We start from the raw sequence: 13,545 nt of genomic DNA on the forward strand, positions 1-13,545 counted from the left end.
CACAAGCGAGACCTTTTTTAACTTTTGTAATCAGCGTCTTCCGGTGCCAGATAACGTTCTTCAAAGATATTTGCCGGAACCGGTCGGGCAAACAGGAAGCCTTGCGCCACTTCCACCCCTGCTTGTGATAACCATTCGCGTTGCGCTTCCGTTTCAACGCCTTCGGCGATCATCTGCAAGTTGAGACTGTGTGCCAATTGAATGATGGCGGAGATCATGCTGCAATCTTCGGGCACGCCATCGACAAACATCTTATCGATTTTGAGTACATCCACCGGTAGCGACTTCATATGCTGTAGCTGCCGCAGACCCGCATACCCCATGCCAAAATCGTCCAGCGCGATGCGCACGCCCGCGTTGCGCAGCGGTCGCAAAATGGCCACCGCGGCATTGGGATCGTCAATATGTCGGCTTTCAGTCACTTCGAGGATCAATGTGCCAGGCTTAATGCGATAGCGCGTTAACAACTCCAGCAGATCAGACACCATATTGGGGTGCATCAACTGGAGAGCGGATAAATTCACCGAGAGCGGCAGCATCAGACCGCGTTCTTGCCAGGCTGACAGCTGGCGGCATGTTTCTTCCAGCACCCAATAACCGACGGTCACCATCAGACCACAAGACTCAATTCTGTCGATTAACCCTTCTGGCAGCTCCCAGCTACCGTCCGGCTGCTGCATCCGCAATAATGCTTCTGCGCTCAATACCTTGCCGCTGGACATCTCTACCTGGGGCTGCATCCAGAGCGCAAACTGCTGGTTATCCATGGCGGTTAAAATATCGTTCTCCTGGGTTAAACGCTGCTGCGCCTCTTCCATCTGCAACGGATCAAAGAACTGAATTTGGTTTTTACCCTTATGACGCGACGTTAACACGGCGGAAAGGGCACGGCGGTAGAGCTGCTCTGCGGTTAAATCACCATAAAACATCGCCACCCCGATGTTGCAGTTCGGACGTAGTTGAATGCCCTGAATCGGTAACCGCTCATTAACGATAGTGAGTACTTGCTGACCTAGTGTAATGGCATGCCAGGGCTCTTTTACACCATGCGCGATGATGGCGAAGTCATAGCCGCTCACCTGGGTAAGCACCATTCTGGGGGCCAATACCGATTTTAGTTTTTCGACTAACGTCAGCAGCAAGATTTCTCGCTGAGTTTCGGTTAACACGCCCGCGGTATCACGCAGGGTTTCACAGGTGACAATCATCAGCGCCGTCGTTTGCTGACGCGTCACCACCTGCTCCAGCAATCCCATTAAAAACGACTTGTTGGGCAATTCGGAAACCGGGAAGCGCATCGAATGGTCGCTTTGCTCTTCGCTATGGCGTTTGATGAGCTGCTGATTGAGGTTGTAGCTACGCACCAGCATACCAATCTCATCATCCTGATGCAGACGTGGTAATGCCAGTTGATAGCCAATCAGGTCCTGCTGTTGAATGTCGTTCAGCTCGCGAGCGATTTTGCGCAATGGGTGCACAATCAAACGGTTAATACACCATGAGATGGCTACCGTGAGTATTAACGACAAAAGTAAGTAAATGGTCACTAACGTTGAGAGTGTGCTCATCACAAACTTGTACATGCGGTACGAATCCGCCTGCAGCACCAGATACGCCAGCGGCTGTGGGTTCGCTGAGCGCTCAAGTGAATAGACCGGCAGCGAAATTTGCACCGGAAGCTCAAACAGGCGGGTCACCGTAACGGGAACCGGGCGTTCGGGAATAAAGCTCATCCGCAGCGCCTGAAACTGATTAGGCAGCACCACATCAGCGCGGCTGACCACACCCGCTGGCCGAATGCTGCGTAAAATGGCTTCCGCTTCGGGAATATCCCCTTTCAGGATAGTGTCGGAAAGAGGTTCACGGACGGAGCGAGCGATACTTTCCAGTTGTGTAGCCGTGTTATAGCGGTTCTGCTGTACCAGATGGAACAACAAAACGGTGCAAAAAATGAAAACAAACACCATGACAACGGCCGCGACCATTGCCATCTGCTTAATTGTTAACGAGCGACTGACACGCAAACTGACTCTCCACGGATAGACGAAACTGCCGTCAGAGTATACCCGATCGTAGCGGTATTAAGAGAGACGGTATCTGAAAACTTCCCAGCGTGCATTATCGCGACAGGATAGGCACCTGACGACGAGATTTATCTGCATTTAAGCCGAAAAAGGCCGCAAGGTCACCCCTGCGGCCTGGTTCGGGCGCATATTGCCATCACGGCAGGCAGACGCCCACTAAGCGCATTACTTCCTGTTACGTAGCCAGCTCACAATCAGACTGGCAATAATACCAGCGATGATTGGAGCCGCTAAATCGTGCCAGAAGGCCACGCCTAACTGTACGAGCGTCATATAGCCGCCTGTGTTGCAATGGCAACTGTTCGCGGCTATCCTTAACTTGTCTGGAGTCAAGTTAGCCCCCGTTTTGTTGCCAGGTTTATACTGAACAACGTGCGGGGGTTTTCTCTTTCCAGCAACCGATGCCGCCGGGGATCAAGCCCCCGCAACATTGCGCCTCACCGGGAATTCCCGGCTTGCCGCTGATTCTACGGTAGCCCATTCGCCATATCACTGCGCAATATTCCGCTCTGCGTAGCGCCTCGCACTTCACCCTTTTCTCGCCAGTACGCTGGAAAGATTCTTGCCAGTTGGCAACATTCCTGCCGACCATCAATCAAGGAAAACACATAACCCATTGATATCTATTAATTCATTTTCTGGCACAGCGATTGCTATTTGAGTGTGAGCTGTTCTGTTCCGAATTAAAGGAGATATCATGTCTGACTGTCGTACTTACGGATTCAACACCCAGATCGTTCACGCGGGGCAACAACCCGACCCTTCAACTGGCGCGCTCAGTACGCCTATTTTCCAGACTTCAACATTTGTATTTGACAGCGCCGAACAAGGTGCCGCCCGCTTTGCGCTTGAGGAGTCCGGGTACATTTATACTCGTTTGGGTAACCCCACCACCGATGCGCTGGAGAAAAAGCTGGCGGTGCTGGAAAGAGGTGAAGCCGGACTGGCAACCGCGTCCGGTATTTCTGCCATCACTACAACCCTGCTGACATTGTGCCAGCAGGGTGACCATATCGTTTCCGCCAGCGCAATTTACGGCTGCACCCACGCGTTTCTGTCGCACAGCATGCCGAAGTTCGGGATTAACGTCAGCTTTGTCGATGCGGCGAATCCTGAAGAAATTCGCGCCGCCATGCGCCCGGAAACCAAAGTGGTGTATATCGAAACGCCCGCCAACCCGACGCTCTCATTGGTTGATATTGAAACGGTGGCCGATATTGCCCATCAGCAAGGCGCAGTGTTGGTGGTGGATAACACCTTTATGTCGCCGTACTGTCAGCAGCCTTTGCAACTGGGCGCAGACATCGTGGTGCACAGCGTCACCAAATATATCAACGGTCACGGGGATGTGATTGGCGGCATTATCGTCGGCAAGCAGGAGTTTATTGACCAGGCGCGGTTTGTGGGGCTGAAAGATATCACCGGCGGCTGCATGAGTCCGTTCAACGCCTGGTTAACGCTGCGCGGCGTTAAAACACTGGGCATTCGAATGGAGCGTCACTGCGAAAATGCGATGAAAATCGCCCGCTTCCTGGAAGGGCATCCATCCATCACCCACGTTTATTATCCCGGCCTCTCTTCACATCCGCAGTATGAGCTTGGCCAACGGCAGATGAGTCTGCCAGGAGGAATTATCAGCTTCGAAATCGCCGGCGGCCTCGAGGCTGGCAGACGGATGATCAATTCTGTAGAATTGTGCCTCCTCGCGGTCAGTCTCGGTGATACCGAAACCCTCATTCAGCACCCAGCGTCTATGACACATTCGCCCGTTGCGCCAGAGGAACGGCTTAAAGCAGGTATTACCGACGGGCTTATCCGTCTTTCTGTGGGTCTTGAAGATCCAGAAGATATTATTAACGACCTTGAACACGCCATCAGAAAGGCAACATTCTGACCACTACAGTCTGAACCGACGCCGATCGGTTCAGACTGTTGAGAATCAAGGCACAACAGTCTGGCTATACGCGCAATCCTTTTCCGGGGAGAGCGTGTATTTTGGGCAGGGGGTTCTATGCAGGACAACACATTACAATTAAGCAACAATACAGCAACCGCCGTACCAATCTCAAAAAAGATACCGTTTACGAAATACGATTTTGGCTGGGTATTACTCTGTATCGGCATGGCAATTGGCGCCGGAACAGTACTGATGCCGGTACAAATTGGCTTAACAGGTATTTGGGTATTTATTGTCGCCTTTATTATTGCTTATCCCGCAACTTATATTGTGCAGGACATTTATTTAAAAACATTATCAGAGAGTGAAACCTGTAATGACTATACCGATATTATAAGTCATTATCTGGGGAAAAACTGGGGCGTATTTCTTGGCGTCATCTATTTCCTGATGATTATTCACGGCATATTTATTTATTCCCTATCAGTAGTATTTGACAGTGCCTCTTATATCAAAACTTTTGGCTTGACCGAGTCCGACCTTTCGCAGTCAATAATCTACAAAGTAGCCATTTTTGCCGTGCTGGTCGCCATTGCATCCGGGGGAGAAAAGCTGCTGTTCAAAATCTCCGGTCCGATGGTAGTAGTAAAAGTGGGTATCATCATCGTGTTTGGTTTTGCGATGATCCCGCACTGGAACTTTAGCAATATCAGCGCGTTTCCTGAAGCCTCGGTTTTCTTTCGCAACGTGCTGTTGACCATCCCGTTCTGCTTCTTCTCAGCGGTGTTTATTCAGGTATTAAACCCAATGAACATCGCTTATCGCAAACGGGTGGCTGACCGGGTACTGGCGACGCGCATGGCGATTCGCACGCATCGCATCAGTTACATTACGCTGATTGCGGTTATTCTGTTTTTCTCCTTCTCTTTTACCTTTTCTATTAGCCATGAAGAGGCCGTTTCGGCCTTTGAGCAAAATATTTCCGCCCTGGCGCTGGCAGCGCAGGTTATTCCAGGACAAATTATTCATATCACCTCAACGGTACTGAATATCTTCGCCGTATTAACGGCGTTTTTTGGTATTTACCTGGGATTCCATGAGGCCATTAAGGGTATTATTCTTAACATCCTGAGTCGCGTCATTGACGTTGAGAAAATTAATCCGCTGGTGCTCACGCTGGGTATTTGCACATTTATTGTGATTACTCTGGTTATTTGGGTGTCGTTCCGCGTATCGGTGCTGGTATTCTTCCAATTGGGGAGCCCACTGTACGGGATTGTGTCGTGTATTATTCCGTTTTTCCTGATCTATAAAGTGACGCAGTTAGAGAAATTGCGCGGTGTTAAAACCTGGCTGATTCTGCTGTACGGAATTCTGCTGTGCCTGTCGCCATTATTGAAGCTGATTGAATAACCCGTCTAACGCGCCGTCAGCCACTGGCGGCGCTTAACTCACACTCTCCAACTGATAGCTGCGAATTTTATTCAACACCGTGGTATGCGACACCCCCAACGCTTTAGCGATATGCCGCGACGACACATTATCTTCTACCATTTGTTCGATGAGCTGGCGCTCAGCACTAAGCACTTGTTCTTTAAAAGGGCGTTCCGTTGGGGCTTGTTCAACCGCAGGTAAATTCACCATTCCCAGTTCGTCCAGGGTGATGACATCCGATTCCGCCATCAGCATCAGACGAATAATGGTATTTTCCAGTTCACGAACGTTTCCCGGCCAGGCGTGATGATGCAAGGCCGCAAAACAGGCTTTATCCAGGATTATCCGGCGCTGGAACTCCTTCGCATACTTCTGCACAAAGTGGCGAATAAGCAGACTAATATCCTGCGGGCGCTCCCGTAAGGGAGGAATGGTGAGTGAAAGTACGTTGATGCGATAATAGAGATCGGCGCGCAACAGACGTTGTTCCACCATCTCTTCCAGATTAGCGTTGGTTGCCACAATAATACGTACATTAACCGGTATAATTTGTGCGCCGCCAACGCGACGAATCCCACCATCCTGAAGCACGCGCAGTAATTTAGCCTGTAAGCTCAGCGACATTTCACCAAACTCATCAAGAAAAAGGGTGCCTTTATCGGCCATTTCAAACAGCCCTTTTTTGCCTTTACAATCTGCGCCGCTAAAGGCTCCTTTCTCATAGCCAAAGAATTCACTCTCCATCAGCGACTCAGGCAATGCAGAGCAGTTGACCGGAATAAACGGATAAAACCGCCGCTTCCCGGAATTATGGATAGCCCGAGCCAGTAGCTCCTTGCCGGTTCCGGTGTCACCGCGGATCAGAACGGTATATTTGCTGTCGGCAATTCTGATCGCCTTTTCGATAAGCAAGCGCATGCTCTGGCTAGTGCAAATAATGTCAGAGAAATAGCGCGGGCGTTCCGGCTCGGACGTTGACAGTTCGCTTATCTCTTCACACAGGTAAGCGACATTAATAATATCGGCTCGCTGGCTCAAACACGTTTGCACGTAGGAAATATCCTGCAGCTGGCGGCACCAGGATTTAATCAGGATCCGTCCCGGTGTGACTTTCATTGAGATGATATTGATATCACAGCAGGAAAATTCCTTCAGGACATCCTCAACCATCGATAGTCGATCAATTGTTTTAATATCCCAGCGTATCGTGACCACATTTGCTCCTGATCGTTAGCAACTGCGAAATCGCTATTTCTGTGACAAAAGGGTATCTGACTACATTTTAGACGCTATGGAATAATGTTCTGCCAGAGGACTCACATTGTGGACGTAAAAACAAAATATAAAAAAACCGGAGCACAAGGCTCCGGTTATTAGGTCATAACCCACGTTTATCGCTGTGGGTTTTCATCCTGGTCCACGGCGAAACAGGCCACCAATTGACCGCCATAATCTTTCAACTGCGGCTGAAGCTGGGTACACGGACCAAAACGACGGCGGCAGCGGGCGTTGAACGCACAGCCCGGCGGCGGATTCAGCGGGCTTGGCAGCTCGCCGGTCAGCTTGATACGTTCGCGGCGGTCGTCCGGGTTCAGACGTGGTGTGGCTGAAAGTAGCGCCTGGGTATACGGATGACGCGGATTATTGAAGATCTGATCCTTGGTCCCTTTTTCCACACAGCGGCCTAAATACATCACCATCACTTCATCGGCAATGTGCTCCACCACCGACAGGTCGTGCGAGATAAAAACGTAGGACAGTCCAAGATCCTGTTGTAAATCCATCATCAGATTCAGGACCTGCGCACGCACTGAAACGTCGAGCGCCGAGACCGGTTCGTCGGCTATCACCACGTCCGGGTCCAGCATCAGACCACGGGCAATGGCGATACGCTGACGCTGGCCGCCAGAGAACATGTGCGGGTAACGATCGTAGTGCTCAGTTTTTAGCCCCACTTTCGCCATCATCGCCAGCGCTTTTTCACGCCGCTGCTCTTTGCTGAGCGTGGAGTTGATCAGCAACGGCTCTTCCAGAATCTGCCCCACTTTCTTACGCGGATTCAGAGAACCGTACGGGTTCTGGAACACAATCTGGATTTTCTGCCGACGCAGCTTCTGCGCTTGCGGATCGTGCTTGAGCAGATCCTGCCCCTGGTAATACAGCTCACCGCCAGTTGGAACTTCAATCATCGTCAACAGACGGCCAAGCGTGGATTTTCCACAGCCAGACTCGCCTACTACCGCCAGCGTTTTACCGCGTTCAAGAGTAAAGGAGACGCCGTCCAGCGCCTTCACCAGGCGCTCAGGGGAAAATAATCCCTTCTTTACCGGGTAGTGTTTTTTCAGATCGATAGCCTGCAATAGTGGCTGTTGCAAGGTGGCCTCATGCGTACTCATAGTGTGGGCCTCCCGGCATCATCAAGTGGGTAGTGGCATTTCGACTGACGACCGCCTTCCAGCAGATTCAGTTCAGGTTCTTCAGCGCGGCATTTGTCGGTTGCATACGGACAGCGCGGGTTCAGCAAACAGCCGTTCGGACGGTCATATTTACCTGGGACCACACCTGGCAACGAAGCCAGACGCGCTTTATCCTGCGCAAACTCTGGTAACGCACGTAGCAATGCCTGGGTATACGGATGACGCGGCGCGCGGAAAATATCCTGCGCAGCGCCGGTTTCCACGACCTGCCCGGCGTACATCACGATGATTTTGTGTGCCGCTTCCGCCACCAGCGCCAGGTCGTGGGTAATCAAAACCAGCGCCATATTCTCTTTTTGCTGCAACTCCAGCAGCAGCTCAATGATCTGCGCCTGAATGGTCACGTCCAGCGCCGTCGTCGGTTCGTCGGCAATTAGCAGCTTCGGACGACAGGCAATCGCCATCGCGATCATCACGCGCTGGCTCATCCCACCAGACAACTGGTGCGGATACACGTCCAGACGCGAGGCCGGATCGGGGATCCCCACCAACGTCAGCAGGTCAATCGCCCGCTGAACGCGCGTTTTTTTATTGCCGCCCTGATGCACTTTGATGGCTTCCATAATCTGATAGCCGACGGTGTAGCACGGGTTAAGGCTGGTCATCGGATCCTGGAAAATCATTGCCACTTCTGCGCCGACTAACTGACGACGCTCTTTCTCAGAGATGCGCTTCAGGTCACGACCGTTAAACTCCAGATTTTCGGCCATCACGCGGCCAGGGTAGTCAATCAACCCCATAATCGCCAGCGAACTGACAGACTTACCAGAGCCGGATTCACCCACAATGCCAACCACTTCCCCCTGGTTCACACTGTAGCTAATGCGGTCTACGGCGCGGAACTCGGAGCCTACGTCGCCGAAGTGCACCGATAATTTATCTACATTTAATAACGCCATCTCGAACCTCTTACTGCTTCAGTTTGGGATCGAGCGCGTCACGCAGACCGTCACCCATCAGGTTAAATGCCAGCACCGTCAGCAGGATCGCCAGCCCCGGGAAGGTCACGACCCACCAGGCGCTTTGGGCAAACTGCAGAACGTCAGAGAGCATGGTGCCCCATTCCGGCGTAGGCGGCTGTGCGCCCATCCCCAGAAAGCCGAGGGCAGCCATATCGAGAATGGCGTTAGAGAAACCAAGCGATGCCTGAACAATCAGCGGCGCAAGACAGTTAGGCAAAATATTGACGAACATCTGGCGCATCGCACCGGCACCCGCCACGCGCGAAGCAGTAACGTAGTCGCGGTTGACTTCCACCAGCACGGCGGCGCGCGTCAGACGCACATAGTGCGGTAACGCCACGAACGTCAGCGCCAACGCGGCGTTGCCAATCGAAGGACCAAATACCGCCACCAGCACCAGCGCCAGTAACAGGCTCGGCAGCGCCAGCATGATATCGACCACGCGCATGATGACGTTATCGATAATCCCGCCAAAATAACCGGCGACCAGCCCGAGAATTACGCCCATCAGCAGGGAGAGCACCACGACCAGACAGCCGACCAACAGCGACAGACGCGCGCCGTACATCAGACGCGAGAGCACATCGCGGCCCACATCGTCAGTACCAAACAGGTGCGCCATCGTGCCGCCTTCCTGCCACGCAGGCGGCGCCAGCAGCGCATCACGGAACTGCTCAGCCGGATTATACGGGGCGAGAACATTCGCAAAGACCGCAATCAGAATCATGATGACAACATAAACCAGCCCGACAACCGCGCCTTTATTACGCTTGAAATAGTGCCAGAACTCCTGCATCGGGGTCATTGGCACCGGTGCGGCAATAACTTTATTTTCAGTAACCTGTGACATGATGGCCCCTTACTTCTTATGACGAATACGCGGGTTCACCACGCCGTACAGCAGGTCTACCAGCAGGTTGACGAGAATAATCATCGTCGCGACCAGTAACACCCCGCCCTGCACCACCGGATAATCGCGGCGCTGTAGCGCATCGATCAGCCAGCGTCCCAGCCCAGGCCATGAGAAGATAGTCTCGGTCAGGATCGCCCCGGCCAGCAATGTCCCAACCTGCAGGCCGATAACGGTCACGACGGGCAGCATGGCGTTACGCAAAGCGTGAATAATGATGACGCGCATCCGGGTCAGACCTTTGGCACGGGCGGTACGAATGTAATCTTCACCCAGTACTTCCAGCATTGATGAACGGGTCATACGCACAATTACCGCCAGAGGAATGGTACCCAGCACCATCGCTGGCAGGATCATATGCGCCAGCGCATCAATAAAGTTACCCTCTTCGCCCCAGATGGCGGTATCTATCAGCATAAAACCGGTCAGCGGGTTGGAATCATCAAGGAATACCATGTCGCTCACCCGGCCGGAAACCGGGGTCAGGTTTAACTGCACGGAAACCAGCATGATCAGCATCATGCCCCACCAGAAAATCGGCATAGAGTAACCGGTCAGCGCCAGGCCAACGGCGGTGTGATCGAAAATGGAGCCGCGCTTCACGGCAGCAAGTACCCCCACCGGAATACCTACTGCGACGGCGAAAATCATCGCGCAGACGCCGAGTTCCAGCGTGGCTTTAAAACGAGGCACGAACTCATCCCACACAGGTAAACGGCTTTTCAGCGAGATACCTAAGTCACCATGCATAACCCCCCAGATATAATGGAGGTACTGCTGCCACATCGGTTTATCCAAACCAAGTTCGGCCAGCAGTTGAGCATGACGCTCAGGGGAGATCCCACGCTCACCCGCCATGATCATTACCGGATCGCCGGGGATCATATGGACGAAGGCAAAAGTGAGAAGAGTGATACCGATAAACGTGGGGATGACGAGTCCCAAACGTCGGAGAATGAACTGCAACATAACCCGGATTCTCTCTAATGACGCACGGCCTGGAACCGTGAGTCTGTATTGCTCACAAATCTTATCCCACGCAAACTGCATCGCGGGTAAAGCATTACGCCGGATGGCGCTGCGCTTATCCGGCCTACACAACACCGGGGCGCAGCGCTTCCTTGATTGCTTTTAATTATTCGACAGAGACGTTTTCGAAGTGATGTTTGCCTAATGGATCAACCACATAGCCTTTAACTTCTTTACGCACTGGCTCGTACACGGTGGAGTGAGCAACAATCAGAGCCGGAGCCTGATCGTGCATAACAACCTGAGCTTGTTTGTACAGTTCGATACGCTTGTTGTGATCGTCGGTGGCACGCGCCGGCTGGATCAAGTCTTCAAACGGCTTGTAGCACCAGCGAGAGTAGTTGGAACCATCTTTCGCTGCCGCACAGCTGAACAGGGTGGCGAAGAAGTTATCCGGATCCCCGTTGTCACCGGTCCAGCCCATCATGACGGCCTGATGCTCACCCGCTTTGGCGCGTTTCAGATACTCGCCCCACTCGTAGGTCACAATCTTGGCCTGAACGCCAATTTTCGCCCAGTCAGCCTGAACCATCTCCGCCATACGGCGTGCGTTCGGGTTGTACGGACGCTGTACCGGCATTGCCCACAGCTCAACGGTAAAGCCTTTGTCCTGACCGGCTTCTTTTAGCAGCGCTTTCGCTTTCTCAGGATCGTAACTGTAGTCTTTAATGTCATCGTTATAGCCCCACATAGTCGGTGGGATCAGGTTCTTCGCGGCCACGCCAGCGCCCTGATAAACGGCTTTGATGATCGCTTCTTTGTTTACCGCGTAAGTCAGCGCCTGACGAACTTTGACGTCATCAAACGGTTTCTTCTCGGTGTTGTAAGAGAGGTAGCCCACGTTCAGACCAGCCTGCTCCATCAGGTTGATGTTTTTATCCTGCTTCATGCGCGCGATGTCTGCCGGGTTTGGATACGGCATCACCTGGCACTCATTCTTCTGCAGTTTGGCGTAACGTACGGAAGCATCAGGCGTAATAGAGAAGACCAGACGGTCGATCTGCGGCTTAGTACCCCAGTAGCCTGGGAAAGCTTTATACAGAATACGGGAGTCTTTCTGGTATTGCTGCAGCTGGAACGGACCGGTACCAATTGGGTTGAGGTCTACTTTCTCCGGGGAACCGGCTTTCAGCATGTTGTCTGCGTATTCTTTAGAAAGAATAGAAGCGAAGTCCATCGCCAGATCGGCCAGGAACGGTGCTTCCGGACGCGTCAGTACGAACTGAACGGTTTTATCGTCCACTTTTTTCACTTCGGAGATCAGATCTGGCAGACCCATCCCTTCGAAGTATTCATAACTGCCGCCAGAGACTTTGTGGTACGGGTTCTGGGCATTTTTCTGACGATCGAACGAGAACACCACGTCATCGGCGTTAAAATCGCGCGTCGGTTTGAAATCTTTATTGTCCTGCCACTTCACGCCCTGGCGCAGGTGGAAGGTGTAGGTTTTACCGTCTTCGCTGATTTCCCACTTCTCAGCAAGGCCCGGGATCACTTCGGTGGTACCGATTTTGAATTCAACCAGGCGGTTATAGATCGGTACGGAGCTGGCATCATAGGTGGTGCCAGAGGTGAAAAGCTGCGGGTTAAAGCCTTCAGGAGATCCTTCTGAACAATAAACCAGAGTTTTAGCCTGTACGCTTGCTGCGACGGTCATGGCCACCAGGCTCAGACCAAGCTTCAGCATCCCTGACTTCTTCAAGGAAATACTCATTCTTCTGCTCCAAATGTGATGTTTGTTGTTTTACCCTTTGCAGTGGGTTTGCACCGCCTGGCCTTTTTTGTTTTTTACCCGGCCGGGTCGGCGTTAAGAGGATGGGGATTCCGTTCACATAAGCGACTGAGTTGCAGTGCGGATTCTCCATGAAATGCCCCTCATGCCCTACAATCTGTCAACAGAATGTGAAAACGTCAATACAGGTAACCGTGATTTACACCAACGGTGAGAATTGACAAACAAAGATTAAAAAAAGTGCAGACGGCTATTTTCAGCAGGGAAATTTGTGCTACGCGCTCTGTGCCAGAATAAATATCTTAATATTTCGCAACATTTGGTGATTAACATTTATGCAAATTCTTAAAACTTTCTAAATTAATGCTGCATATCTGAGCGATTAATACCATGAACGTTAAAACGCACAGCGGAAAATGCCAGGTTCAGCCATAAGTAGCGCAAAAAAAGTTTCATGCAAATATAAAAAAAGGCAATGGAATATGTCACAGAATCGTTAACAGTCAGTGGGAAGTGGCGCACAATTTTTGTAGACAAAATGAAGGTCAAAGATGGGATTGGAAACGCCATACACGCCGGGGTGAAACTGAGCCTGTAGGCCGGATAAGGCGTCCATGCCGCCATCCGCAATATCTCCAATATTGCCTGATGGCGCTGCGCTTATCAGGCCTACAAATGCAAAAAACCCTGCTCGTTGAGCAGGGTTTTGAATTTGGTCGGTGATAGAGGATTACTCGCCACTGCGTGGCTCGCCCTGCGGGCCGTTGCTAACGCAACGTTCTCTCGCTACGCTCGAGTCGAACCTCTTGCCCCCGGAGGTTCTCATCCTCACGGGCCATAATGCAAAAAACCCTGCTCGTTGAGCAGGGTTTTAAATTTGGTCGGTGATAGAGGATTCGAACCTCCGACCCCTTCGTCCCGAACGAAGTGCGCTACCAGGCTGCGCCAATCACCGAATGCGGGGCGCATCTTACTGCTCAGCAGCGCGCCCGTCAATCCCTTAGCATCAAAATGGCATTT

General features: G+C 52.0%; 11 protein-coding genes, 1 tRNA gene and 1 other RNA gene. 2 read left to right on the top strand and 11 right to left on the bottom strand.

Annotated features, from left to right (window positions below; translation table 11 throughout):
- Nucleotides 1-17 precede the first annotated feature (17 nt).
- Together hmsP and FOB24_RS24050 are read right to left on the bottom strand one after the other, a co-directional pair.
- Entirely contained in the window at nucleotides 18-2,024 is a 2,007-nt protein-coding gene (hmsP, locus tag FOB24_RS24045) for a biofilm formation regulator HmsP (RefSeq protein WP_087857183.1), read from the bottom strand.
- A gap of 225 nt (nucleotides 2,025-2,249) precedes the next feature.
- Nucleotides 2,250-2,357 (bottom strand): type I toxin-antitoxin system toxin Ldr family protein, encoded by a 108-nt coding sequence (locus tag FOB24_RS24050; RefSeq protein WP_038635136.1) that lies wholly within the window; start codon nucleotides 2,355-2,357, stop codon nucleotides 2,250-2,252.
- A gap of 424 nt (nucleotides 2,358-2,781) precedes the next feature.
- Here FOB24_RS24050 and megL point away from each other — a divergent pair, with 424 nt between their 5' ends.
- Together megL and FOB24_RS24060 are read left to right on the top strand one after the other, a co-directional pair.
- A complete protein-coding gene (gene megL / locus FOB24_RS24055; protein ID WP_150345545.1) occupies nucleotides 2,782-3,978 on the top strand; it encodes a methionine gamma-lyase in 1,197 nt (398 codons plus the stop codon).
- 117 nt (nucleotides 3,979-4,095) lie between these two features.
- Entirely contained in the window at nucleotides 4,096-5,394 is a 1,299-nt protein-coding gene (locus tag FOB24_RS24060; RefSeq protein WP_087857185.1) for an aromatic amino acid transport family protein, read from the top strand.
- Between the two features lie 33 nt (nucleotides 5,395-5,427).
- Here FOB24_RS24060 and FOB24_RS24065 read toward each other — a convergent pair whose 3' ends face one another.
- The 9 genes from FOB24_RS24065 to FOB24_RS24105 all read right to left on the bottom strand — a co-directional run bounded on the left by FOB24_RS24065 (nucleotide 5,428) and on the right by FOB24_RS24105 (nucleotide 13,480).
- Complete coding sequence (locus FOB24_RS24065) at nucleotides 5,428-6,630, bottom strand: sigma-54 interaction domain-containing protein (RefSeq protein WP_085049071.1); 1,203 nt, start codon at nucleotides 6,628-6,630, stop codon at nucleotides 5,428-5,430.
- A gap of 176 nt (nucleotides 6,631-6,806) precedes the next feature.
- Nucleotides 6,807-7,811 (bottom strand): dipeptide ABC transporter ATP-binding subunit DppF, encoded by a 1,005-nt coding sequence (gene dppF / locus FOB24_RS24070; RefSeq protein ID WP_038635143.1) that lies wholly within the window; start codon nucleotides 7,809-7,811, stop codon nucleotides 6,807-6,809.
- A complete protein-coding gene (gene dppD / locus FOB24_RS24075; protein WP_087857187.1) occupies nucleotides 7,808-8,791 on the bottom strand; it encodes a dipeptide ABC transporter ATP-binding protein in 984 nt (327 codons plus the stop codon). The genes dppF and dppD overlap by 4 nt, the downstream gene beginning before the upstream one ends.
- 10 nt (nucleotides 8,792-8,801) lie before the next feature.
- Nucleotides 8,802-9,704, bottom strand: a complete 903-nt coding sequence (dppC, locus tag FOB24_RS24080; protein WP_038635146.1) for a dipeptide ABC transporter permease DppC — start codon at nucleotides 9,702-9,704, stop codon at nucleotides 8,802-8,804.
- Between the two features lie 9 nt (nucleotides 9,705-9,713).
- On the bottom strand, nucleotides 9,714-10,733 hold the full coding sequence (gene dppB, locus FOB24_RS24085; RefSeq protein WP_032940634.1) for a dipeptide ABC transporter permease DppB: 1,020 nt from the start codon (nucleotides 10,731-10,733) through the stop codon (nucleotides 9,714-9,716).
- A gap of 166 nt (nucleotides 10,734-10,899) precedes the next feature.
- Complete coding sequence (dppA, locus tag FOB24_RS24095) at nucleotides 10,900-12,507, bottom strand: dipeptide ABC transporter periplasmic-binding protein DppA (RefSeq protein ID WP_038635147.1); 1,608 nt, start codon at nucleotides 12,505-12,507, stop codon at nucleotides 10,900-10,902.
- Entirely contained in the window at nucleotides 12,422-12,658 is a 237-nt protein-coding gene (locus FOB24_RS24350; RefSeq protein WP_162267364.1) for a hypothetical protein, read from the bottom strand. Before FOB24_RS24350 ends, dppA begins: the two co-directional genes overlap by 86 nt.
- A 580-nt stretch (nucleotides 12,659-13,238) precedes the next feature.
- Nucleotides 13,239-13,371: non-coding RNA, RtT sRNA (locus FOB24_RS24100), on the bottom strand.
- Between the two features lie 32 nt (nucleotides 13,372-13,403).
- Nucleotides 13,404-13,480: transfer RNA gene (locus FOB24_RS24105), tRNA-Pro, on the bottom strand.
- Nucleotides 13,481-13,545: the final 65 nt, after the last annotated feature.

Source organism: Citrobacter werkmanii (genome assembly GCF_008693645.1).
Taxonomy (GTDB): domain Bacteria; phylum Pseudomonadota; class Gammaproteobacteria; order Enterobacterales; family Enterobacteriaceae; genus Citrobacter; species Citrobacter werkmanii.